Genomic DNA, 23,320 nt, shown 5'->3' on the forward strand with positions numbered 1-23,320 from the left:
GTCCTGACTTTCAGGCGGCTTCGAGTGCCGCCTTCACAGCCGCAATCGCATCATTGGCCTTCGAGGCATCCGGGCCACCGGCCTGGGCCATGTCCGGCCGCCCGCCACCGCCCTGGCCGCCCAAGGCGGCGGAGGCGACGCGCACCAGATCGACGGCGCTGAAGCGGCCGACGAGGTCGTCGGTGACGGCGACGACGACGCTGGCCTTGTTGTCCTCGCCGGCACCGACAAAGACGACGACGCCGGAGCCGAGCGAGCTCTTGCCGGCATCGGCCAGCGGCTTCAGATCCTTGGGCGACACGCCGGAGACCGCCTTGCCGAGGAAGCCGACGCCGGCGACCGTCTCGTTCTCCGAGGGTGCGCCCGCCGCGGCCCCGCCGCCCAGCGCCAGCTTCTTGCGCGCTTCGGTGAGTTCTTTCTCGAGCTTCTTGCGCTCTTCGAGCAAAGCCTCGACACGCGCCGGCACGTCGGCCGGCGAGATCTTCAGCACGGCCGCCGCCGCCTTCAGGCGCCTGTCCTGCTCGTCGAGATGTTTTCTGGCCGCCTCGCCGGTCAGCGCCTCGATGCGGCGCACGCCGGCAGCGACCGCGCTGTCGGAGACGACGCGGACCAGGCCGATATCGCCCGTCGCCCTGACATGGGTGCCGCCGCAGAGTTCAACCGAATAGGGCCGGTTGGCCTTCGCGCCATGCAGCCCGGTACCCATCGACACGACGCGCACCTCGTCGCCATACTTCTCGCCGAACAGCGCCATGGCGCCCTCGGCAATGGCGTCGTCGACCGACATCAGGCGCGTCGTCACCGGGCTGTTCTGCACGACGATTTCATTGGCCATACGCTCGACCTCTTCGAGCTCCTCGGCGGAGATCGGCTTGTTGTGCGAGATGTCGAAACGCAGGCGCTCCGGCGCGACCAGCGACCCCTTCTGCGCGACATGGGTGCCCAGCACCTCGCGCAGCGCCTCGTGGATCAGATGCGTGGCGGAGTGGTTGGCGCGCAGCCTGGTGCGCCTGTTATGGTCGACCTTGAGCTCGACGGCAGCGCCCGTCTTGACGGTGCCGCTCGCCACCTTGCCCAGATGCACGAACAGCCCGTCGGCCTTTTTCTGCGTGTCGGAGATCTCGATCGAGAACCCTTCGCCCGAGATAATGCCGGTATCGCCCATCTGGCCGCCGGACTCGCCGTAGAACGGCGTCTGGTTGACGACCACCGCGACGGCGTCGCCCTTGCTGGCGCTGTCGACCGTCTTGCCGTCCTTGACCAGCGCCTGGATCAGACCTTCCGCCTGCTCAGTTTCGTAGCCGAGGAATTCGGTGGCGCCGGTCTGTTCGCGCACGGCGAACCACACCGTCTCGGTGGCAGCCTCGCCGGAGCCGGTCCAATGCTTGCGCGCTTCGGCCTTCTGCTGCTCCATCGCATTGGTGAAGCCGGCAAGATCGACCGAGATGTTGCGCTGGCGCAGCGCGTCCTGCGTCAGGTCGAGCGGGAAGCCATAGGTGTCATAGAGTTTGAACGCCGTCTCGCCATCCAGCATGTCGCCGGCATGAAGTGTCTCGGTTGCCTCCGAAAGCAGGCCAAGGCCGCGCACCAGCGTCTTGCGAAACCGTGTCTCCTCGAGCTTCAGCGTCTCCGTGATCAACTGTTCGCCGCGCAGCAATTCGGGATAGGCCTGGCCCATCTCGCGCACCAGCGCCGGCACCAGCTTCCACATCAGCGGCTCGTTCGCGCCGAGCAGCTGCGCGTGCCGCATGGCGCGGCGCATGATGCGACGCAGCACGTAGCCGCGGCCTTCGTTCGACGGCAGCACGCCATCGGCGACCAGGAAGGAGGACGAGCGCAGGTGATCGGCAATGACGCGGTAGGACGCCACCGTTTCCGCATCGGGAGCGCGGCCGAGCGCGGAGGACGCCGCATCGATCAGGTGCCGGAACAGGTCGGTCTCGAAGACGCTTTCCACCCCTTGCAGGATGGACGCCATGCGCTCCAGGCCCATGCCGGTGTCGATCGACGGGCGCGGCAGGTCGATGCGCTCTTCCTTCGTGACCTGTTCATACTGCATGAACACCAGGTTCCAGAATTCGAGGAAGCGGTCGCCGTCTTCCTCGGGGCTGCCGGGAGGACCACCCCAGATGTGCTCGCCACAATCGATGAAGATTTCCGAGCACGGTCCGCAAGGGCCGGTGTCGCCCATCGCCCAGAAATTGTCCGAGGTCGGGATGCGGATGATGCGATCGTCCGAGAAGCCGGCGATCTTCTTCCAGAAGCCGGCCGCCTCATCGTCCGTGTGATAGACGGTGACCAGCAGTTTGTCCTTCTTCAGCCCGAACTCTTTGGTGATCAGGTTCCAGGCAAGCTCGATGGCGCGCTCCTTGAAATAGTCGCCGAAGGAGAAATTGCCGAGCATCTCGAAGAAGGTCAGGTGACGCGCGGTGTAGCCGACATTGTCGAGGTCGTTGTGCTTGCCGCCGGCGCGAACGCTCTTCTGCGCAGTGGTGGCACGCGAATAGGATCGCTTCTCCAGACCGGTGAAGACGTTCTTGAACTGCACCATGCCGGCGTTGGTGAACATCAATGTCGGATCGTTGCGCGGCACGAGCGGGCTCGAGGCCACGACCTCGTGGCCCTCCTTGCGGAAATAGTCGAGAAAGGTCGACCGGATCTCGTTCACGCCACTCATGACTGCTGCCTTTTCGCGAAAACCGCCGGCGCGGCCGGCGGAAACTGGTCTCTGCTTTGCAGAAATAGATTTGGCCTTTTAGCGGGCACGCCCCAGCCTGTCCAGAAACACGGAATTGGGCCAACCGAGGAGCTGCCAGGCCGGCTCGACGCTGGCCAAAACGAAAACCGCCGGCGCGAAGGCCGGCGGTTTTGAACGCGGTACTAAAGAACTCGGTTACTTAAGCATCAGGTCATACGCCAACTTTATGGCCGAACTCTGACCGTCGCCTACATCGCGCCGGCTTCGTCCTCAAAACCGTCGTCGCCGCCTTCAGAGCCACCGTTTTCGAGGAATTTTTCGGCGATCAGCCCGGCATTCTGCCTCAGCGCCAGTTCGATCTCGCGTGCGGTATCGGGATTGTCGCGCAGGAACAGTTTGGCGTTTTCGCGGCCCTGGCCGAGACGCTGCGAATTGTAGGAGAACCAGGCGCCCGACTTCTCGACCACGCCGGCCTTGACGCCGAGGTCGACCAGCTCGCCGGTCTTGGACACGCCCTCGCCATACATGATGTCGAACTCGACCACCTTGAAGGGCGGCGCCAGCTTGTTCTTGACCACCTTGACGCGGGTCTGGTTGCCGACGACCTCGTCGCGGTCCTTGACCGAGCCGATGCGGCGGATGTCGAGGCGCACCGACGCATAGAATTTCAGCGCGTTGCCGCCGGTCGTGGTTTCGGGCGAACCGAACATGACGCCGATCTTCATGCGGATCTGGTTGATGAAGATGACCATGGTGTTGGAACGCGAGATCGAGGCGGTCAGCTTGCGCAGCGCCTGGCTCATCAGGCGGGCCTGCAGGCCGGGCAGCGAATCGCCCATCTCGCCCTCGATTTCGGCACGCGGCGTCAGTGCCGCGACCGAATCGACCACCAGCACATCGATGGCGCCGGAACGCACCAGCGTGTCGCAGATCTCCAGCGCCTGCTCACCGGTGTCGGGCTGCGAGATCAGCAGGTTTTCGAGGTCGACACCAAGCTTGCGGGCATAGACCGGATCGAGTGCGTGTTCGGCGTCGACAAAGGCGCAGATGCCGCCCTTCTTCTGGGCTTCGGCCACCGTGTGCAGCGCCAGCGTCGTCTTGCCCGAGCTTTCCGGCCCGTAGATCTCGATGATGCGGCCGCGCGGCAGGCCACCGACGCCGAGCGCGATGTCGAGGCCGAGCGAGCCGGTCGGCACCGTTTCGATCTCGACGACCTGCTCATTCGCGCCGAGCCGCATGATCGAGCCCTTGCCGAAAGCCCGCTCGATTTGCGACAGCGCCGCATCCAGAGCCTTTGATTTGTCCACTGCCTTATCCTCTACAAGCCGCAAAGAATTCTGAGCCATGATACATCACCCCTTGGTCGTCAATGAAGGCCGGACAATCCGTAATCCCTGCCATTTTGTACCTTTTTTGTTCTCGTTTGGCAAGAGGGATCAAATATCTGAAAAACAAGTCATATCCGGATTTGTTCTTTTTTCGTACCAAGAGATCGAACAGGAATGCACCCCGCATTGGGCCAGACTGCTCGATTGTATCGATCCCCCGAATCGCCATCTTGCTGGCGAAGGTCTACGACGCAGTCTAGCGCTTGTGCAGTTGCAATAACAAAGGGCATATCGCCGGCATGGTGAAATCCATAGAGATACTGGCCGTGGGCGGCGCCCATATCGACCGGCGCGGCCAGGTGTCCGGCGCTTATGTGCCGGCCGCGTCCAATCCCGGCACGATGCGCGAGGATGTCGGCGGTGGCGTGTTCAACGCGCTGCGCAGCACGGTGCGGCGCGGCGTCTCGGCTTCACTGCTTTCGATGCGGGGCGGCGATGCGGCGGGTGATACCGTTTCCCGCGCTATCGCCGAGGCTGGGATCGCCGATCTGTCGGCGGTCTTCCTCGACCGCACGACACCGAGTTACACGGCGCTGATCGATCGCGAGGGCGAGTTGATCGTCGGCTTTGCCGACATGGCGCTCTACGACCTGGCATTCCCCAAGCAGATGAGGCGCTCCAAGGTCCGCGAGGCGGTCGCCGCCGCCGATGCCGTCCTGTGTGACGCCAATCTGCCATCTTCGGCACTGGAACGGCTGGTTTCGCTTGCCGCCGGCAAGCCGGTCTATGCCATTGCCATTTCGCCGGCCAAGGTGGTGCGGCTGATACCGGTGCTCGGCGCGCTGGCGCTGGTTTTCATGAACCGGCGCGAGGCCGTCGCGCTGGCCGGCGTCCATGCAGATGCCGCCGAGCGGGATGTCATCGATGGGTTGCGATGCAGCGGCCTCGCCAGCGGCATCGTCACGGCAGGCAGCGCGCCGGTGCTGGGCTTCGATGAAACGGGCGCTTTTTCGATCCTGCCGCCTGCCCCCAGAAGAATCGCCGACGTCACCGGCGCCGGCGATGCGCTGGCGGGCGCAACGATCGCGGGCTTGTTGCGCGGGCTGCCCCTGCGCCAGGCCTTGCGCGAAGGCGTTGCAGCGGCGACGCTGGCCATCGAAAGCGCCGACGCCGTTCCCGATTTCACCGCTGCGGCCTTTGCGGATGCTCTGGCTCTTGTGCCGGATGCCAGGGAAGTGGCATGAGACCGGCAAATTTGTAGCGCCGCAGTGTTGCCGAGCGTCCCGATGGACGCGCCGCACTCCGGATTGGAGATCCAAATGACCCCAGAAACCGCCCGACCCTTCATCGACATTCACTCACCTGTGGCTCAAGCCTTGGCGGTTGGCCGGCCGGTGGTGGCGTTGGAAAGCACCATCATCACCCATGGCATGCCCTACCCCGACAATGGCGCCATGGCGGCGAATGTCGAGAACATCATCAGCGACGGCGGCGCCGTACCGGCGACGATCGCCGTGGTTGGCGGCCGCATCAAGATCGGCCTGTCCGACGGCGAGCGGGAGTCGCTGGCCATGACCGGCGACGCCATGAAGCTGTCGCGCGCCGACCTCGGCTTCGCCGTGGCGCAAGGCCGCACCGGCGGCACAACGGTCGCCGCCACGATGATCGCTGCGCATATGGTCGGAATAAAAGTGTTCGCCACTGGCGGCATCGGCGGCGTGCACAAAGGCGCGGAAAAGAGCTTTGACATCTCGGCCGACCTCGACGAGCTGGCGCGTACTCCGGTTATCGTCGTCTCGGCGGGCGCCAAGGCGATCCTCGATATCGAAAAGACGCTGGAGGTTCTGGAAACACGCGGTGTGCCGGTGGTCGGCCGTGGTTGCGAGACCATGCCGGCCTTCTGGTCGCGGCAGTCGCCGTTCCGCGCGCCGCTGACCTTGCACAGGCCTGAAGAGATCGCGCATTTCTATCAGACCAGGGTTGCGCTGGGGCTCGGCGGCGGTGTGCTGGTCGCCAATCCGGTGCCGGAAAACCACGAAATTCCGGCTGAGGAGATGGCGGGCTACATCGAAGCAGCGCAAAAGGCCGCCGAGGCTCTGCACGTGACCGGCAAGGCGGTGACGCCGTTCCTGCTGGGAAAAATCCTCGAACTCACCGGCGGCCGCAGCCTCAAGACCAACATTGCGCTGGTCGAAAACAATGCGCGGCTGGCGGCGGAGATCGCGAAGGCGCTGTAGGCTCGCGCGGCAAGGCCCCCTCACCCGGATTGCCAAGACCGAATTGCAAAGGGCAATTCGGGGCAATCCGACCTCTCCCCGAGGGGAGAGGAGGGAGCCGGCGATGATGCTCGTCTCTTCTCCCCTCGGGGAGAAGGTGGCCGCGAAGCGGTCGGATGAGGGAGCGGCCTCGCGCTCGCGGGAATCTACTTGCCTGCGCGCCGCCCCGCCTCATAGGCGCGGCGTGCCCAGACCGTCATCTCGTCGGGATCGTCGAACGCGTTGTCGGGAATGCTCCAATAGGGCATGGCGACCAGCTTGCCGTGGCGCGATCCGGTGTAGGACCATTGCCGGCAGCCCGCGGCCTCGAAATCGGGCGCGCTTTGCTCGTCGGCCTTCAGCAGCAATTCGCCGCGTAGGACGATGGCGACGATGACGCCGTCGAAATAGATGCCCTTGCCGCCGAACAGCCGGCGGACGCTGACCGGGCCCAACCCTTCGAACAGTTCGGCGATGCGTTCATTGTCCATGCCGCGATCATGTCACCGGCATTTGACATTGTCATCGCGTGGCCAAGATCATGCTGACAGGTTGAGAACATTTCCGTCGGAGTTTTTTTCATGCCGCTTCTGCTCAAGGGATCCTGCCGCTGCAACGCCGTGCGTTTCGAGGTGGAAAGCCACACGCCGGTGCCGTTCATGCTGTGCTACTGCTCGATCTGCCGGAAGCAGCAAGGCGGCGGCGGTTTCGCCATCAATCTCGGTGCCGACTACGAGACGTTGAACATCAGGGGCAAGAGGAACCTTGGCGTCTACCGCGCCGAGATCGAGGACGACGAGCATCCCCATTGCGAGGTCTCGACCGGCGAGCGCAATTTCTGCCGCAAATGCGGATCGGCGCTCTGGCTTTACGACCCGACATGGCCGGAGCTGGTGCATCCCTTCGCCTCGGCGATCGACAGCGAGCTGCCGAAACCACCTGAAAAGGTGCATCTGATGCTGAAATACAAGGCGAACTGGGTCGAACCCGATATCGGCAAGGGCGACAAGACGTTCGACGTCTACCCCGAAGAATCGATAGCGGACTGGCATAAACGGATGGGCATGTGGGTAGAGTGAGCCGGCATCGACGCGGACGAACTTAGCCTTGCAGCTCAGTCTGCGTCGTTGGCCAAGGCCGCGAGCGCATCGCCGCTCAGCCGAAAGAAAACCTTCTCCGGCTGCCGCGTGCCGCCAAGACCGTCATAGAAAGCCAGCAGCCGCTGGTTTTCGCCATCGGCTGTCCCAGTCGACACGGCCATGGCCGCGCTGCAGGGCGGTACGCGCCAGCGCCTGTATGAGCAGGCGGCCGGCGCCGCTGCCGCGATGGGCTTGCGAGACGAACAGCTCCTTCAGGAAGAATCCGGTGCGCAGGCCAGGTCCGGGATAGATCGTCGAGCAGATGGCGAAACCGATGATCCTGTCCGTTTCGGCGACCAGGATCTCCACGCCCGGCGGCAGACCGGCAAGGTCGGCAAGGATGGTCTCGGGCGGCGGACATGGCACCCGATAGTGCCGCTGCATCTCCTCAAACAGATGCGCCAATGCGGCATTGTCAGCGCTGACATGCTGCCGGACTGATATCGCGACGGTCACGTTTTCAGCGGCCATCCGGTCACTGCTTCGGTGCGGTGTGGATTGAAAACCCAGCCTTGGGCTCAGGCCGAAGCGCGTGCCTCTGCCAGCGCCTTGAGATCGGCCGGCTTCAGTTCGACGGATTCGCCACAGCCACAGGCCGAACTCTGGTTCGGATTGTGGAAGGTGAAGCCGGTGCGCAGCGTCGTCTGCTCGAAATCCATCTCGGTGCCGAACAGGAAGAGGGCTGCCTCCGGCGCGACATAGACATGGGCGCCGTCGCGCTCGATGTGGTCGTCCTTGGTGTTGGGCTCGGTCACCAGGTCGACCGTGTATTCCATGCCGGCGCAGCCGCCCTTTTTGATGCCGAGGCGAATGCCATGCGCGTTGTCGCGGGTGGCAACGATCTCGCGCACCCGGTCGGCGGCCTTTTCGGTCATCGTGATGACGGCGAAGCGTCCCATTCTTTTTCCTCTTCCATTCCATGCAGGTTCAAGGCCTGCCGAATGATTCCTCACCTAAAATGGTGAAGTTTTACCACTGGCGCAAGTGTACCAGGCTCGACCTAAAGCGTGACGCGCTTTAGGTTTTTGTTTTATGCATGTCGTTGCCCCAAAACCGAGGTCACTTTTGGGCGACATGCATTAGTACCAGCCCACCGCGACCTGCGCCTCTTCCGACATGCGGTCGGGCGACCAGGGCGGATCGAAGGTCATGTTGACCTCGACGCCAGAAACGCCTTCGACGGCACCGACGGCGTTCTCAACCCAGCCCGGCATTTCGCCGGCAACGGGACAGCCGGGTGCGGTCAGCGTCATGTCGATCTTGACCGAGCGGTCGTCCTCGATGTCGATCTTGTAGACGAGGCCGAGCTCGTAGATGTCGGCCGGAATTTCCGGGTCGTAGACCGTCTTCAGCGCCGAGACGATGTCGTCGGTCAGCCGCGCCAGCTCGTCGGCGGGAATGGCCGAGGCGGAAACCACGGCGTTCGTAGCGGTGTCCGGAGTGGTCTCGGCAGCGATGCTCACATCATCCATGATCGTCACCCAAAAAACTTGCGCGCTTTTTCCAGCGCCTCGGCCAAAGCGTCGACTTCGGCCCTGGTATTATACATGCCGAACGATGCCCTGCATGTGGAGGTTACGCCAAAGCGTTTCAACAGCGGCTGGGCACAATGCGTGCCGGCCCGCACGGCAACGCCCTGCCTGTCTATCACCATCGACACGTCATGGGCATGAATGCCTTGCAATTCGAAGGAGATAATGGCGCCCTTGCCGGGTGCGTCACCGAAGATGCGCAGCGAGTTGATCGCGCGCAGCCGCTCATGCGCGTAGGTCTTGAGGTCTTCCTCATGCGCCGCGATGCGCTCGCGGCCGATCTTTTCCATGTACTCCAGCGCGGCACCGAGCCCGATCGCCTGGACGATCGGTGGCGTGCCGGCCTCGAAACGGTGCGGCGGCTCGTTGTAGGTGACGATGTCTTCCGTCACCTCCTCGATCATCTCGCCGCCGCCCATGAAGGGCCGCATGCCCTCGAGAATGTCCTTCTTGCCGTAGAGCACGCCGATCCCCGAAGGGCCGTAGACCTTATGGCCGGTGAAGACGAAGAAATCGCAGTCGAGATCCTGCACGTCGATCGGCATGTGCACGGCGCTCTGGCTGCCGTCGACCAGAACGGGAATTCCGCGCGCATGCGCGATACGCACGATCTCCTTGATCGGCGTCACCGTGCCCAGCGCATTCGACATCTGGGTGATGGCGACGAGCTTGGTGCGGTCGGTCAGCCGCTTCTCGAATTCCTCGATGTGGAACACGCCGAGATCGTCGACCGGCACCCAGACCAGTTTCGCGCCCTGCCGCTCGCGGATGAAATGCCAGGGCACGATGTTGGAGTGGTGCTCCATGATCGACAGCACGATCTCGTCGCCCTCGCCGATATTGGGCATGCCATAGCCATAGGCGACTGTGTTGATCGCCGAGGTCGTATTCGAGGTGAAGACGATGTTGTCGGTGCTGGGTGCATTGAGGAAACGCCGCACCGTCTCGCGGGCCTTTTCATAGGCGTCGGTCGCGGCGTTGGACAGGAAATGCAGGCCGCGATGGACGTTGGCGTATTCCTGCGAATAGGCATGCTGAATCGTATCCAGCACCACCTGCGGCTTCTGCGCCGAGGCGCCATTGTCGAGATAGACCAACGGCTTGCTGTAGACTTCGCGCGACAGGATCGGGAAGTCGCGGCGGATCGCCTCGACGTCGTAGGGGGTGGTTTCGACTTTCTGGTCCATCGTCTGTCTTTCGATACCCGAGCTCTGGCGTCAGCCGGCCCTTCGCTATGGCTCCCTGCCCTTCGGGCGTTCACGCCCTTCAAAAGGTCCACTGGACCTTTTGATCCGCCCGAAGGCGGACCGAGCCTTCACCGTTCGTCGCTCAAAAAGCCAAATCGTTGGCTTTTTGCCGGCTACGCCGACCGCTCCTCACCCATGCGTCACAAACCAGTCGTCGAGTCTCGCTTCCAGCGCCTCGACAATCGTCTCGTCGTCCAGTTCCTCGATCACCTCGGCGACGAAAGCTTTGACCAGCAATCCCCGCGCGGTCTTCTCGTCGACACCGCGCGCCATCAGGTAGAACAGATGGTCGTGGTCGATCTCGGTGACCGTCGCACCGTGGCCGCAAACGACGTCGTCGGCGAAGATTTCGAGTTCTGGCTTGGTCGAGAACTCGCCATCGTCCGACAAAAGCAGCGTGTTGCACGCCATCTTGGCGTTGGTCTTCTGCGCATATTGGTGGACGTTGATGCGGCCCTGGAAGACGCCGCGCGCCTTGCCCGTCACCACATTGCGGACGACCTCGGTGGAGGTCGTATGCGGCACGGCGTGGTCGAGCACCATGGTCACGTCGGAGTGGGTATCGCCAGCCAGAAGGTTGATGCCGCGCAGCTTGAAGTCGGCGCCTTCACCCGTCGTCCTGACCATGATCTCCTGGCGAACAAGCTTGCCGCCGGCGTTCATGACGAACAGTGTCAGCTTCGCGTTCTTGCCGATATGGGCCTTGAACTGCGCCAGATGCGTCGCCGTCTCCGGCTGCTCCTGGACGATCAGCCACGTCACCTCGGCGCCTTCACCGAGCACGAGCTGGCTGACGGAACTGACCAGAGCGGCGCCCTCACCCGCCTGACGCTCGACGATGACCGCCTTGGCGCCGGCGCCAACGCGAACCGGCAGACGCACATGGGTCTGGCCGCCGGCCTGCACATTCTGTAGTTCGATCGGCTTTTCCAGTTCGACGCCGTCGGCGATATCGACAAAGTAGCCATCGGCGACGAAAGCCGTGTTCAGCGCACCGATCGCATCGTCGCTGCCATAGGAATCGAGGCCCGGCGCGATGCTGCCGTCGGTCAGCTTTTCCAACAGACGCTGGACGGTCACGCCCTCAATTGTCGGCACCTTCGCATCGGACTTGCCGTTCAGAACCGGCAACACGGCGGAGCCTTCGACGATCGGAGCAAGAGCCTTGGCCATGGCAGCGGCATCGAAGTCCGGCACCACGTTCAACAGCCGGCGCAGGTCCGTATAGTGCCAGGATTCGATGCGCCGCGTCGGCAGGCCGTGCTTGATCGCCTCGATCGCGTCGTCGCGCTTCAGCATCACCGCGCCGTCGCCCGGCAGCAGCGACAACCGGTCGCCGAAGGCGTCGATCAACGCGGTTTCGGCCGGTGTCCGCTGCGGTTGTGTGTGCATATTCATCAGTTTGACCTTGCCTTCTGGCATCTCACGCGGCTTCGCCGATCACGCCGGCATAGCCATTGGCTTCGAGGTCGAGCGCCAGCGACTTGTCGCCGGACTTGATGACCTGGCCCTTGTAGAGCACGTGCACACTATCGGGCACGATGTGCTCGAGCAGCCGCTGGTAGTGGGTGATGACCAGGAACGCCCGGTCCGGTGCGCGCAGCGCGTTGACGCCGTCGGAAACGATCTTCAGCGCATCGATGTCGAGGCCGGAATCGGTCTCGTCGAGCACGCAGAGCTTCGGCTCCAAAAGCTTCATCTGCAGGATCTCGGCACGCTTCTTCTCGCCGCCGGAGAAGCCGACATTGAGCGGCCGCTTCAGCATTGCCATGTCCATGCTGAGCGAAGCTGCGGCTTCCTTCACGCGCTTCAGGAATTCCGGGATCTTCAGCGGCTCCTCGCCGCGCGCCTTGCGCTGCTCGTTCATCGCCACCTTCAGGAATTCCATCGTCGCCACGCCCGGTATCTCCATCGGGTACTGGAAGGCGAGGAAGATGCCTGACGTCGCGCGCTCGGCCGGATCCATTTCGAGGATCGACTGGCCGTTGTAGAGGATGTCGCCTTCGGTGACCTCATAGTCCTCACGGCCAGCAAGGATGTATGACAGCGTCGACTTGCCGGAGCCGTTCGGCCCCATGATCGCGGCGACCTCGCCGGCTTTCACCGTCAGGTTCAGGCCGCGGATGATTTCGGTGCCGTCATCGACGATGCGGGCATGGAGGTTTCTGATTTCAAGCATTTCCATTCGTCCTATCAGTAGCCGTCTGCCTGGCTAAATTCGATTCAACAACTGCTTCAAGGTTTCCAAAAGCCCCTGCCAAAAGCCATCCGGCGAGTAGGCCGCGGCGAGCAGCGCTATTCCTATCGCGCACAGCCAGAATGCGAGGCCCAGGCCCGCTTCCCAGTTATCCACTCGATCCCGCAGGTAGACATGTTTTTCTGCGGGTTCGCGTTTGCGCGCCTTTGTCACCCCACGCTTCCCTCGAGGCTGATACCGATCAGCTTCTGCGCCTCGACGGCGAACTCCATCGGCAACTGCTGGATGACGTCCTTGACGAAGCCGTTGACGATCAGCGCGATCGCTTCCTCTTCAGGGATGCCACGCTGCATGACATAAAATTTCTGGTCCTCGGAAATCTTCGACGTCGTCGCTTCGTGCTCGAACTGCGCCGTCGAGTTCTTGGCTTCCATGTAAGGCACGGTGTGCGCGCCGCACTGGTCGCCGATCAGCAGCGAGTCACAGTTGGTGAAGTTGCGGGCGTTGGTCGCCTTGCGATGCGCCGAGACCTGGCCGCGATAGGTGTTCTGCGAGAAGCCGGCGGCGATGCCCTTGGAGATGATGCGGCTCGACGTGTTCTTGCCGAGATGGATCATCTTGGTGCCTGAGTCGACCTGCTGATAGCCGTTCGACACGGCGATCGAATAGAACTCGCCCGAGGAATCGTCGCCGCGCAGGATGCAGCTCGGATACTTCCAGGTGATGGCCGAACCGGTCTCGACCTGCGTCCACGAAATCTTCGAACGGTCGCCACGGCAGTCGCCGCGCTTGGTGACGAAATTGTAGATGCCGCCCTTGCCCTCGGCGTCGCCGGGATACCAGTTCTGCACCGTCGAATATTTGATCTCGGCATCGTCGAGCGCCACCAGTTCGACGACCGCGGCATGCAGCTGGTTCTCGTCGCGTTGCGGCGCCGTGCAGCCTTCGAGATAGGAGACGTAAGCCCCCTCCTCGGCGATGATCAGCGTGCGCTCGAACTGTCCGGTGTTCTTCTCGTTCATGCGGAAATAGGTCGACAGCTCCATCGGGCAGCGAACACCCTTGGGCACGAACACGAAGGAGCCGTCGGTGAACACGGCCGAATTCAGTGTCGCGTAGTAATTGTCGGAGGTCGGCACCACGGAGCCGAGATACTTTTTCACCAGTTCCGGATGCTCGCGAATGGCTTCCGAGATCGAGCAGAAGATGACTCCGGCCTGCGCCAACTCCTTCTTGAAGGTGGTGACGACGGAGACGGAATCGAACACCGCGTCGACGGCGACACGGCCCGACTTGTAGACATTGTCGCTGGGCTCCTCGAGATCGGAGGCGTCGGTCTTCTGCACGCCGGCGAGGATTTCCTGCTCGCGCAGCGGAATGCCAAGCTTCTCATAGACCTTCAAGAGTTCGGGATCGACATCGCTGAGCGATGACGGGCCGGGCGTGCTCTTGGGCGCCGCGTAATAATAGATGTCCTGGAAATCGATCTTGGGATAGTGGACGCGCGCCCAGGTCGGCTCTTCCAGCGTCAGCCAGCGCCGATAGGCTTCCAGGCGCCATTCCAGCATCCAGGACGGTTCGTCCTTCTTGGCCGAAATGAAACGGATGATGTCTTCGCTCAAGCCCTTGGGGGCCTTGTCGACAGCGATTTCCGTCTGGAACCCGTATTTGTATTGGTCGACGTCGATCTTTCGGACCCGATCGATCGTGTCCTGCACAGCAGGCATATGCGTTCTCCATCCACGCCGGGGTCAAGGCCCGACAGTTTTCAAACTATGGCACCGCCGAAATGAACGCCGAAGAAGCGCTCGCGGCAGCGTAAGTTCCATATAGTGCGCCTCGACCGGAAATTCACCCGGCCAGCATGAAACGCACGGCTCTACCAGGCCGAAAGGCCCAAAATCGTCCAACCGCTCAAGCGGCTTTTTCCTTATCCGCCCGACGCGCTGCGATTCCCGTCAACGCGGCGCGGAACAGTTCGATGTCCTCCGCGCTCGTCGCAGCACCGATCGACACGCGCAAAGCGCCAAGACTGTCACCATAACCCATGGCTTTCAGCACGTGGCTCGGTCCGACCTTGCCCGACGAACAGGCGGAGCCGGCCGACAGCGCCACACCGGCCAGATCAAAGGCGATCTGCGCGGTTTCGGCCTTGACGCCCGCAATAGCGAAGAATGTCGTATTGGCAAGCCTTGGCGCGCCGGTTCCAAAGATTTCCGCGTCGGGCACCAGCATTTTCACGATGGCCTCGATCGCATCACGGCGCTCGCGCACCGCATCGATCGCCGGCAATCCGGCCAGCGCTTCGCGTGCGGCAGCACCAAAGCTTGATATGGCGGCGAGGTTTTCGGTGCCGCCGCGATGGCCCTTTTCCTGGCCGCCGCCATTGATCAGGGGCTTCGGCATCATCAGATCGGCAGCGGCGACGATGGCGCCGCCCCCCTTGGGGCCGCCGATCTTGTGCGAAGACAAAATCAAATAGTCGGCGTAACCCGCTGACATGTCGATGGAAACGCGGCCCGCGGCCTGAACCGCATCGACGACAAAAATGCCGCCCGCGGCCTTGACGATCTCGGCGATCCGATCGATCGGCTGGATGACGCCGGTCTCGTTGTTGGCGGCATGGATCGCGACCAGCGGCAGGCCATCGGCCTTGTCGTGTCGGGCGAGCGCCTCGGCCAAAGCGTCAAGATCGGCGACGCCGTTGGCGTCGACGCCGATGCGCGTCACCTGCGCGGCCGGAAAGCGCCCGCCATTCAACAGGCAGGGATGATCGGCCTCGCAGACGTAGAGCCGGCTGATGCGCACGCTGCCGCGCCCCATCTGCCAGTCGGGTGAAAGCAGCGTCGAGGCGGCTTCGGTCGCGCCCGACGTGAAGACGACATGTTCGGGCCGGGCATTGACCAGTGCCGCAACCTCGCGCCTTGCCGTCTCGATCAGGCGCCGCGCGGCGCGGCCTTCGGCATGAACCGATGACGGGTTGGCGGTCACGTCAAGCGCCGCGACCATAGCCTCGCGCGCCGCTGACAGCAGCGGCGCACTGGCATTGTAGTCGAGATAGGCGCGTTTTGCGGCCATTTTCGTCCAGTTGATCCCGTCAGAAGCCATTCGGCTGTCGTATGGCGTTATTTCCTTGAAATTCCAAGGCGAGCCGTCCTATTTACGCGGCTTGCGGCGCGGGTGGCCGGGCTCGACGTCTGGCCACTCAGTTTTGAACAGTTCTAAACTAGCTTCTAAGAAGACGCTCGCCCTGCGTCAAGGCCAGAGGAAGACACGTTCCGGGCGCCGCGCATTCGTATACCAAGTGGAGTATTTCATGCCTGAGGTCATTTTCACCGGTCCGGCCGGCCGCCTGGAGGGACGCTACCAGCCCTCGAAGGAAAAGAGCGCGCCGATCGCCATCGTCTTGCATCCGCATCCGCAGTTCGGCGGCACGATGAACAACAAGATCGTCTACGACCTCTTTTATATGTTCCAGAAGCGCGATTTCACCACGCTGCGCTTCAATTTCCGCGGCATCGGCCGCAGCCAGGGCGAATTCGACCACGGCACGGGCGAATTGTCGGACGCGGCGGCAGCACTCGACTGGGTCCAGTCGCTGCATCCGGATTCCAAGAGCTGCTGGGTCGCCGGCTATTCCTTTGGTTCGTGGATCGGCATGCAGCTGCTGATGCGCCGGCCCGAGATCGAAGGCTTCATCTCGATCGCACCGCAGCCCAACACCTATGATTTCTCGTTCCTGGCGCCCTGCCCGTCATCAGGCCTGATCATCCATGGCGATGCCGACAAGGTGGCGCCGCCGAAGGATGTGCAAGGCCTGGTCGACAAGCTGCACACGCAAAAGGGCATCACCATCACGCAGAAGACCTTGCCCGGCGCCAACCACTTTTTCGCCAACGACGCCGATCTTCTGATCGAGGAATGCGCGGACTATCTCGACCGCCGGCTGGCGGGCGAATTGTCCGATCCGCGGCCGAAACGGCTGAGATAGACAGGGAAAGGCGCCAGCGCCGATGTACGAGCCTCCCCATTTCCAGGAAACGCGGCCTGATGTCCTGCACGGACTGATCCAGTTGCATCCGCTCGGCACACTGATCTCGAACGGGCCTGACGGCCCGGTCGCCGACGCCATTCCGTTTTTGCTCGACGCCGGGGCGTCGCCGAACGGCAAGCTGCGCGCCCACCTGGCCAAGGCCAACCCACACTGGAAACTTATCGCGGAAAACCCGTCATCACCCGTGCTGATCGTCTTCCAGGGCACCGACGCCTATGTGACGCCGTCCTGGTACGAAACCAAGCGCGAGACCGGCAAGGTCGTGCCGACCTGGAACTATGCCATCGTGCAGGTGCGCGGCACGGCCAAGGTGATCGACGATCAGGACTGGCTGGCGCAGCAGCTCGCCGACCTGACCCTATCGCAGGAAGGCCCCCGCGAGGCCCCCTGGGCGGTGACCGATGCACCGCCGCCCTTCATCCAGTCGCAGATCAAGGGCATCATCGGGCTGGAAATCGAGATCAACGAGATCCATGGTAAGTGGAAGGTCAGCCAGAACCGTCCCGTCGCCGACCGCGTCGGCGTGGCGCACGGTCTTGAAAGCGAGACCGCCAATTCATCAGACATGGTCCGCCTGGTACGGTCTTACGGCGGCCTGGACAGCAATTAATCCGGCTTCGATCTATCTTTCCGGAGCAATCAGCCGGAACGATGCCTTGCGGACCGGCAATCCTGACGGCGTCGGACGGAAGATGAAGCCGAGCCGGGCAAAGACCAGCCCGCAGACGAGCGCAAACGCACAGCCAAGGCCGAAGCCGGCGACGGTGTCGCTCGGATAGTGCGCGCCGACGAAAACCCTGGTCGAGGCGAGACAGGCGGTGATCGCCAAGGCGATGGTCCAGCGTCGCGGAAACAAAAGCAGGAGAACGCCGAACACCGCCCCCATCGTCGTGGCATGGCCTGAGGGAAAACCGGCGAAGCGCGCGTCAAAGGCGAAGGGATGCAGCGCGAGCACACCAAAATCCTGGAAGTAGAGCGGGCGCGCCCGGCCGATCGCATATTTCAGCACATTGACCAGCAGACCGGACAGGCCGACGGAACTCAGCACCAGAAAAGCCAGGCAGGTCCAGTTGTAGGCGAGCATCAGCCGCCGCCGTGAAAGGCTGCGCCAATCGATCAGATTGGCCGCGACGAGCAACAACGCCGATGGGATCAGGTACCAGCCGCCGAGAGCGAACTGGGTCAGGAACTCGGCGAAGCTGGCTCCCGACCATTGGCCATGCAGCACCCCTGCCGGCGTATCGAGACGAACAAATGCCGCCGCCGTCAGCAACACCCAAACGGCGAGCCAAACAGGCCACGCGATGTTGGGGTAACGCGCGGGACGAACGGCAAAGCGCCTTCTGACGATCTGCATGGTGTCGCGAGAATTGCTCAGGGATCGACGCCCTACCCCAAGGAGCCGACTGGAAACGGAAGGGCGCGATTTTACGAGCATTGGGAATTCGACCCCATTGTTGCCGTCATGGGCATCGACGAGCCGTCATGGGGCCACACGATAGAGGCCAAGCGACAATTTGTCTCCCGACGAATAGTTGAGGCCGTCGATCTCGGCGACGCGGTTCACCGATTTGCCTTGCGCCGACAGCATGCCGTTCAGTTTCTGCTCGTCCTCGATCGGCGCCAGCCCCAACGCGCAGGCAGGATCGGCAAGCAGATGTTGCGCCACGCCGCCGACATCGGTCAGCACCGTTTTGGTGCCGACCAAAAAGACCAGGCTCGGTTCCTGATAGCGGGCCGAGGCCAGCACCGTGGTGTCGCAAGGCTTGCTGGCAAGCACCGCTTGCTTGATCGCCGGGCTCAGCCAGATCGGCTTGAGCGACGGCGCGATGACGCCGAACAGCAAGGCATAGGTGATGCCGGCACAGGCGGCGGTGGTTCCGATGCGTGGCAGCGGCACCTGCAACTGCCGCGAAAAAGCGAAGTAGCCCGTGCCGAGTGCCGCGGCGGCGGCCGGAATGCTCCACCAGGAAAAAGTGTGGGTGAGGTAAATCGGCGCTCCGATGCAGACGGCCGCCAGGCCAAGGCTGACCACGACCAGGCCAAATGCGGTCGACCACCACAGCCATTGCTGCCAGCGCTTCAGCGGCGCATTGGCATCCTCAGGCTGCAATGTCAGCAGCCAGCCGATCAGCAGCGCCATGCCGGGATAGGCCGGCAGGACATAATGCGGCAGCTTGGTCGGGATGAGCTCGAACACCAGCCAGAACGGGATGTACCAGGCGAGGCAGAAGCGCAGCCTGACATCGTCGCGCATGCGGTTGAGAGCCTGCAGGCCAGCGCCGACCGCGATCAGGCCGAACGGCCACATGAACAGCGAATAGGTCAGCATGTAGAAGCCGGGCGGCAGGCCGTGTGATTCCTCGCCCGACGCGACCTTGCCAAGCATGTCCTTGCCGACGGCCTGCTGCAGGAAAGCGCCATGGCTTTTCCAGGTGATCGCGGCGAGCCAGGGCAGCGCAATTATCACGACAAGCAACAGGCCGCGCCCAACCCTGAGCTTCGACAGCCAGCGCCCGTCGCGTTCGAAGGCAAACAGCACCGCGATGGTCAGCGCCGACAAAAGAGGCGCGATCGGGCCCTTGATCAGGATCGCCACGCCTTGCGCGATCCAGAAGATCCACCAGAGATGGCCGGCGACCGGCTCGTTGCGGCGCGATGCCAGATAAATCTGCGCCAGCGCGCCTTGCGCTGCCACGCAGCAGGCCAGCAGCATTGCATCGGTCTTGGCGTCGCGGCCCTCGAAAGCGGTGGCGAAGATCGCCGCCATCACCAGGCCGGCGGCGATGCCGGCATTGGCGCCGAAAAGGTTGGTCCCCGTCCACGCGATCGCCAGCACCGCAATGGCAATGCCGAGTGCCGAGATCGTGCGATAGACCCAGATCGGCGCTTCGGCGCCCTTGCCGCTCAGCGTCACGGCCGCCGATTGCAGCCAGTAGATACCGACCGGCTTCTGGTAGCGCGAGGCGTCCTGAAAGCGGATGTCGACATAGTCGCCGCTCTCCGCCATCTGCTTGGTCGCCTGGACGAAGCGCGACTCGTCACGGTCGATCGGCGGCAGCGATGCCAGCCCCGAAACCGTCATCACCAGGCTGAACAGGAAGAGAAGAATGTAGTTCCTGTTCAACGCCATGCTTTAGCCTCTGTGACCATTTTCTCGGAAGTGACGGGGCGTTCAATCGACCTTGGTCATCGCCGCCTTGCGCTCATTGGCGATCAGCCAGAGATTTCTGATGTAGATGAACATGCCCATGGCCTGGCCGGCTATAAACACCGGATCCTGGCGCTGGATGGCGTAGATCAGAAGCAGGCCGCCGCCGAACAGCGAGAAGAACCAGAAGGCTACCGGCACGACGCTGCGCTTGGCCTTTTCCGAGGCCAGCCACTGCACGACAAAGCGCATGGTGAAGAAGAACTGCGCAACGAAGCCGAGCAGGATCCACGCATCGAATTGCTTGATGAAAACCTGGTGAAGCCAGGTCCCCAGTTCCTGAAGCACGTTAAACACGCTTGATTTCCTCTACTTTTGGCATTCTGCGCCGCCTGCGGCGCAGCCACCAGACACCACCGAGATCGAGCGCGCCCTGCAGGCCGCGGTCGAAAATGCCGTAATTCGACTTGCCGTGGCGGCGCGAGCGGTCGACGACGTCGCAATGCACGACGCGATAGCCTTCCTGGATGACCAGGGCCGGGACGAAGCGGTGGGTGCCGTCGAAAAACGGCAGTTTGCGCAGGATATCGGTGTGGACCGCCTTCAGGCCGCAGCCGGTGTCGCGCGTCTCGTCATGCAGGATGGCGTTTCTCAGCCAGTTGGCGAAGCGCGACGCCAGCTGCTTGACCTTGCTGTCGCGGCGCTTGAGGCGCTGCCCCTGGGCGGCGCCGAAATCGGGGCCGGCCTGCCGCAAGGCGTCGACCAGCACGGGAATATATTGCGGATCGTTCTGCCCGTCGCCGTCGATCGTGGCCACGATGCCGCCGCGCGCCGCCCAGGCGCCTGAACGCACCGAAAGGCTCTGGCCGGCGGATTTCCGATGCCGCAATTCGCGCACCGGAAAGGTGCGAAGTGCCGCCTGCTCGGTCAGCACGGCGGCTGTCTCGTCGGTCGAGCCGTCATTGACGATGATCAGTTCGAAGTCGCGCCCGGCCATCGCCGCCTCGATCTCGTCGATCAAGAGCGGCAGGTTTGCCGCCTCGTTCCTGCAAGGAATGACGATGGATATCAATGCGTCCGGCATGTCGCGTCGGGGCTCTGTCGTCGAATATGGCATTATTGGATGCCGTGCGGTGCCGCTCGAGGTCGTGGGCTGCAAGAACCTTTGGCGCGGCGCCTCATTACGCCAGCCGAAACGATGAAGCAAGCATTCGTGCCGGACCGCTCGTCGCACCGTTTCAACAACGGGTGATCGTCAGGACATCTCGTGATCCTTTGGCGCATAGCCAATCTGACGCAAAATCGGATTCCACTTTTGCTGATCGCGAGTTCCTGATTGAAGCGCGATCTGCCGCAAAACCGGATTCCACTTTTGCTGATCGCGCTTGGATGCTAAACGCGCGCCTTCATATAGGCCGCATCAGACCGGCTGGACGCTTTCGGGAAACAAAATATGCCTGCCTTCAAATCCGATTTCCTGCGCACGATGAGCGAGCGCGGCTTCATCCACCAGATTTCGGATGAGACCGGCCTCGACCAGCTTTTCGCCAAGGAAACGGTCACCGCCTATGTCGGCTATGACGCCACCGCCACCAGCCTGCATATCGGCAATTTGATCTCCGCGACCATGCTTTACTGGCTGCAGGAAACCGGACACCGGCCGATCGCGCTGATGGGCGGCGGCACGTCGATGATCGGCGACCCGTCCTTCCGCGACGACCAGCGCAGCCTTTTGACGCCCGAAGCGATCGCCACCAACATCGAAGGCATCAAGCGCATCTTCGGCCGCATCCTGCGGTTCGGCGACGGCCCGAGCGACGCCATCATGGTCAACAACGCCGACTGGCTGATGAAGCTCAACTATGTCGAGTTCCTGCGCGACGTCGGCCGGCATTTCTCCGTCAACCGCATGCTGACCTTCGACAGCGTCAAGTTGCGCCTCGACCGCGAGCAGTCGCTGTCGTTCCTCGAATTCAACTACATGATCCTGCAGGGCTACGATTTCGTCGAGCTCGCGCGGCGCCAGAACTGCCGCCTGCAGATGGGCGGGTCGGACCAGTGGGGCAACATCATCAATGGCGTCGATCTCGGCCACCGCATGGGCACGCCGCAGCTTTACGCCCTGACCACGCCGCTGCTCACGACATCATCCGGCGCCAAGATGGGCAAGTCGGCGAAAGGTGCGGTCTGGCTCAACGGCGACCTCTTCTCGCCCTATGATTTCTGGCAGTACTGGCGAAACACCGAGGACGCCGATGTCGAGCGCTTCCTGAAGATATTCACCCGCCTGCCCCTAGATGAGATCGCGCGCCTTGCTGCCCTTGGCGGCTCCGAAATCAATGAGGCCAAGAAGATCCTGGCCACGGAAACGACGGCGATCGTTCACGGCCGCGACGCGGCAAACCAGGCCGAGGAAACCGCGCGCAAGACCTTCGAGGAAGGGGCGCTCGCCGACACGTTGCCGACCGTCGGGGCTGACAAGGCCGCACTCGAAGCCGGCGTCGGCATCCTGTCGCTGCTGGTCACGGCTGGTTTGGCGTCCTCCAATGGCGAGGCGCGGCGGCACATCCAGGGCGGCGCGGTTCGCATCAACGACCAGTCGGTCAGCGACGACCGCCGCATGGTCACGCTTCAGGATGTGAGTCCGGAAAACGTTGTAAAGCTTTCACTGGGCAAGAAAAAACACGTCCTGGTGCGGCCGGCTTGATCATTTGTCAGGAGTGCGGCATTCGGATCATTCGCAATCGCGACAGCTCCCGGGGGTTCGCGAACCACCGGAGCGTACTTACTTGAAGGCGGCGGCCGGATGTGACGCGACCGATCATCCGGCCGGGGGATTCCTAGAGCGTTGACGCAATTCCGGACGGAAAACCGTTTCACACTTTTCCTGGAATTGCTCTAGGCAGGTATCAGCATGGCGATGCGATGCACCCCGACCTCCTTGCTTGTATTCGTCGCCTCATCGGTCTTGCCCTTGGAGCAGGTGTATACGTCACCCACCTTGAGCTTGAATTCCTTGTCCGCTTTCTTGATGGTGAATGCGCCGGAAGTAATGGTGCATACCATGTCGTTGTCCATCACGGTTTGAGGCGCGTGTGCTCCGGGCTGAAAGACCACATCGACAATCGAGATGCTCTTATAGGCGGGAATGTCGGAATTGCCGGTGCCGACCTCAACCACTCTAACACCGGGCGCAATCTCCTTGCCATCCTTCGGGCCGTACTTCTTGGTCTTTGCAGATGCTGCCAGGGTGAACAAAGGCGATACCGCGGCGGCAGTCACACCGAGAGCTATTGCAGACCTGCGATTCATGGTTTTCATCGCATCCTCCCTAGATGATGGTCACGCACGAAAGTGCATGACCATCATATATTAGCACTACCGCAGATAAACTGCAGAGGATTCCGCAAGCGTAAGGCCGGCGTCGCGCTAACTTCGCCGGAGGACGTCGTCAGCCGCGACAATCTCCGTCGCCACGGGATGCGAGCCGTCCCCGCACCTCCTGGACCGGTGGGCACGGCACATCTCCAAAGGAGCAGAAAACGCAACAATCCCCCGCCTTTGGCCGAAGCAGCGTCCCGCACCCCTTGCACTCGTAGAAGAACTGGCAGGCGTCGCGCGGCATAGTTTCACAAGCCCGAAATCCGCAATGCGGACAGGTAAGGGTGGATGTGAGCTGCGTCATCACCTGCACCCTGCCAATCCGGTCAGGTTCGCAG

General features: G+C 62.7%; 24 protein-coding genes. 6 read left to right on the forward strand and 18 right to left on the reverse strand.

All coding sequences use genetic code 11. The annotated features are described in order from the left end of the window. Positions 1–10 precede the first annotated feature (10 nt). A complete protein-coding gene (gene alaS, locus CKW40_RS19355) occupies positions 11–2,677 on the reverse strand; it encodes an alanine--tRNA ligase (protein WP_095201487.1) in 2,667 nt (888 codons plus the stop codon). 269 nt (positions 2,678–2,946) lie between these two features. After that, positions 2,947–4,044: a recombinase RecA gene (gene recA, locus CKW40_RS19360; RefSeq protein ID WP_010909075.1), complete on the reverse strand. Its 1,098-nt coding sequence runs from the start codon at positions 4,042–4,044 to the stop codon at positions 2,947–2,949. A 281-nt stretch (positions 4,045–4,325) separates the two neighbouring features. Here recA and CKW40_RS19365 point away from each other — a divergent pair, with 281 nt between their 5' ends. Together CKW40_RS19365 and CKW40_RS19370 are read left to right on the forward strand one after the other, a co-directional pair. Further along, positions 4,326–5,270: a carbohydrate kinase family protein gene (locus CKW40_RS19365; protein WP_095201488.1), complete on the forward strand. Its 945-nt coding sequence runs from the start codon at positions 4,326–4,328 to the stop codon at positions 5,268–5,270. Positions 5,271–5,345: 75 nt separating this feature from the next. Beyond that, a complete protein-coding gene (locus tag CKW40_RS19370) occupies positions 5,346–6,263 on the forward strand; it encodes a pseudouridine-5'-phosphate glycosidase (RefSeq protein WP_095201690.1) in 918 nt (305 codons plus the stop codon). 185 nt (positions 6,264–6,448) lie between these two features. On the opposite strand, the gene CKW40_RS19375 is transcribed toward CKW40_RS19370, so the two are convergent. Then, positions 6,449–6,772, reverse strand: a complete 324-nt coding sequence (locus CKW40_RS19375; RefSeq protein WP_095201489.1) for a TfoX/Sxy family protein — start codon at positions 6,770–6,772, stop codon at positions 6,449–6,451. A gap of 90 nt (positions 6,773–6,862) precedes the next feature. On the opposite strand from CKW40_RS19375, the gene CKW40_RS19380 reads away from it, so the two are divergent. Then, on the forward strand, positions 6,863–7,360 hold the full coding sequence (locus CKW40_RS19380; RefSeq protein WP_095201490.1) for a GFA family protein: 498 nt from the start codon (positions 6,863–6,865) through the stop codon (positions 7,358–7,360). A gap of 123 nt (positions 7,361–7,483) precedes the next feature. Here CKW40_RS19380 and CKW40_RS19385 read toward each other — a convergent pair whose 3' ends face one another. From CKW40_RS19385 to CKW40_RS19425, 9 genes are all read right to left on the reverse strand, one after another. Further along, positions 7,484–7,891, reverse strand: a complete 408-nt coding sequence (locus CKW40_RS19385) for a GNAT family N-acetyltransferase (RefSeq protein WP_439330997.1) — start codon at positions 7,889–7,891, stop codon at positions 7,484–7,486. A gap of 47 nt (positions 7,892–7,938) precedes the next feature. Continuing rightward, complete coding sequence (gene sufA / locus CKW40_RS19390) at positions 7,939–8,319, reverse strand: Fe-S cluster assembly scaffold SufA (RefSeq protein WP_013532156.1); 381 nt, start codon at positions 8,317–8,319, stop codon at positions 7,939–7,941. 180 nt (positions 8,320–8,499) lie between these two features. Then, positions 8,500–8,892, reverse strand: a complete 393-nt coding sequence (locus CKW40_RS19395) for an SUF system Fe-S cluster assembly protein (protein ID WP_095201691.1) — start codon at positions 8,890–8,892, stop codon at positions 8,500–8,502. 5 nt (positions 8,893–8,897) lie between these two features. After that, positions 8,898–10,139, reverse strand: a complete 1,242-nt coding sequence (locus tag CKW40_RS19400) for a cysteine desulfurase (RefSeq protein WP_095201491.1) — start codon at positions 10,137–10,139, stop codon at positions 8,898–8,900. A gap of 189 nt (positions 10,140–10,328) precedes the next feature. Further along, a complete protein-coding gene (gene sufD / locus CKW40_RS19405) occupies positions 10,329–11,597 on the reverse strand; it encodes a Fe-S cluster assembly protein SufD (RefSeq protein ID WP_095201692.1) in 1,269 nt (422 codons plus the stop codon). Between the two features lie 25 nt (positions 11,598–11,622). Beyond that, entirely contained in the window at positions 11,623–12,378 is a 756-nt protein-coding gene (sufC, locus tag CKW40_RS19410) for a Fe-S cluster assembly ATPase SufC (protein ID WP_056562278.1), read from the reverse strand. Positions 12,379–12,411: 33 nt separating this feature from the next. Next, positions 12,412–12,609, reverse strand: coding sequence for a hypothetical protein (locus tag CKW40_RS19415; protein WP_095201492.1), 198 nt, complete (start codon positions 12,607–12,609; stop codon positions 12,412–12,414). Next, positions 12,606–14,123, reverse strand: coding sequence for a Fe-S cluster assembly protein SufB (gene sufB, locus CKW40_RS19420; RefSeq protein ID WP_095201493.1), 1,518 nt, complete (start codon positions 14,121–14,123; stop codon positions 12,606–12,608). The genes CKW40_RS19415 and sufB overlap by 4 nt, the downstream gene beginning before the upstream one ends. A gap of 187 nt (positions 14,124–14,310) precedes the next feature. Beyond that, on the reverse strand, positions 14,311–15,474 hold the full coding sequence (locus CKW40_RS19425) for a cysteine desulfurase family protein (RefSeq protein ID WP_095201693.1): 1,164 nt from the start codon (positions 15,472–15,474) through the stop codon (positions 14,311–14,313). Positions 15,475–15,712: 238 nt separating this feature from the next. Between CKW40_RS19425 and CKW40_RS19430 the strand changes: the two genes are divergently transcribed. Both CKW40_RS19430 and CKW40_RS19435 read left to right on the forward strand, forming a co-directional pair. Next, positions 15,713–16,387: an alpha/beta hydrolase gene (locus tag CKW40_RS19430; RefSeq protein ID WP_027042409.1), complete on the forward strand. Its 675-nt coding sequence runs from the start codon at positions 15,713–15,715 to the stop codon at positions 16,385–16,387. Between the two features lie 22 nt (positions 16,388–16,409). Next, the gene (locus tag CKW40_RS19435; RefSeq protein WP_095201494.1) at positions 16,410–17,060 is read left to right on the forward strand and encodes an FMN-binding negative transcriptional regulator; all 651 of its coding nucleotides are present in this window, start codon (positions 16,410–16,412) and stop codon (positions 17,058–17,060) included. A gap of 12 nt (positions 17,061–17,072) precedes the next feature. Here the strand turns inward: CKW40_RS19435 and CKW40_RS19440 are convergent, their stop codons facing one another. From CKW40_RS19440 to CKW40_RS19455, 4 genes are all read right to left on the reverse strand, one after another. Next, a complete protein-coding gene (locus CKW40_RS19440) occupies positions 17,073–17,807 on the reverse strand; it encodes a phosphatase PAP2 family protein (RefSeq protein ID WP_244571217.1) in 735 nt (244 codons plus the stop codon). A 126-nt stretch (positions 17,808–17,933) separates the two neighbouring features. Next, positions 17,934–19,583 carry an ArnT family glycosyltransferase gene (locus tag CKW40_RS19445; RefSeq protein WP_179298021.1) on the reverse strand — a complete coding sequence of 550 codons (1,650 nt, stop codon included), beginning with the start codon at positions 19,581–19,583 and terminating at the stop codon, positions 17,934–17,936. Positions 19,584–19,625: 42 nt separating this feature from the next. Beyond that, a complete protein-coding gene (locus CKW40_RS19450; RefSeq protein ID WP_010909058.1) occupies positions 19,626–19,958 on the reverse strand; it encodes a lipid-A-disaccharide synthase N-terminal domain-containing protein in 333 nt (110 codons plus the stop codon). Next, positions 19,951–20,685, reverse strand: a complete 735-nt coding sequence (locus CKW40_RS19455; protein ID WP_095201496.1) for a glycosyltransferase family 2 protein — start codon at positions 20,683–20,685, stop codon at positions 19,951–19,953. The genes CKW40_RS19450 and CKW40_RS19455 overlap by 8 nt, the downstream gene beginning before the upstream one ends. A gap of 369 nt (positions 20,686–21,054) precedes the next feature. Here CKW40_RS19455 and tyrS point away from each other — a divergent pair, with 369 nt between their 5' ends. After that, a complete protein-coding gene (gene tyrS / locus CKW40_RS19460; RefSeq protein WP_095201497.1) occupies positions 21,055–22,308 on the forward strand; it encodes a tyrosine--tRNA ligase in 1,254 nt (417 codons plus the stop codon). A 191-nt stretch (positions 22,309–22,499) separates the two neighbouring features. Here tyrS and CKW40_RS19465 read toward each other — a convergent pair whose 3' ends face one another. Continuing rightward, positions 22,500–22,922 carry a hypothetical protein gene (locus tag CKW40_RS19465; RefSeq protein ID WP_095201498.1) on the reverse strand — a complete coding sequence of 141 codons (423 nt, stop codon included), beginning with the start codon at positions 22,920–22,922 and terminating at the stop codon, positions 22,500–22,502. A 130-nt stretch (positions 22,923–23,052) separates the two neighbouring features. After that, positions 23,053–23,286 (reverse strand): GDCCVxC domain-containing (seleno)protein, encoded by a 234-nt coding sequence (locus tag CKW40_RS44630; protein ID WP_095201499.1) that lies wholly within the window; start codon positions 23,284–23,286, stop codon positions 23,053–23,055. Positions 23,287–23,320 lie beyond the last annotated feature (34 nt).

Origin of the sequence: Mesorhizobium carmichaelinearum, from assembly GCF_900199455.1 — a bacterium.
Classification (GTDB): Bacteria; Pseudomonadota; Alphaproteobacteria; order Rhizobiales; family Rhizobiaceae; genus Mesorhizobium; species Mesorhizobium carmichaelinearum.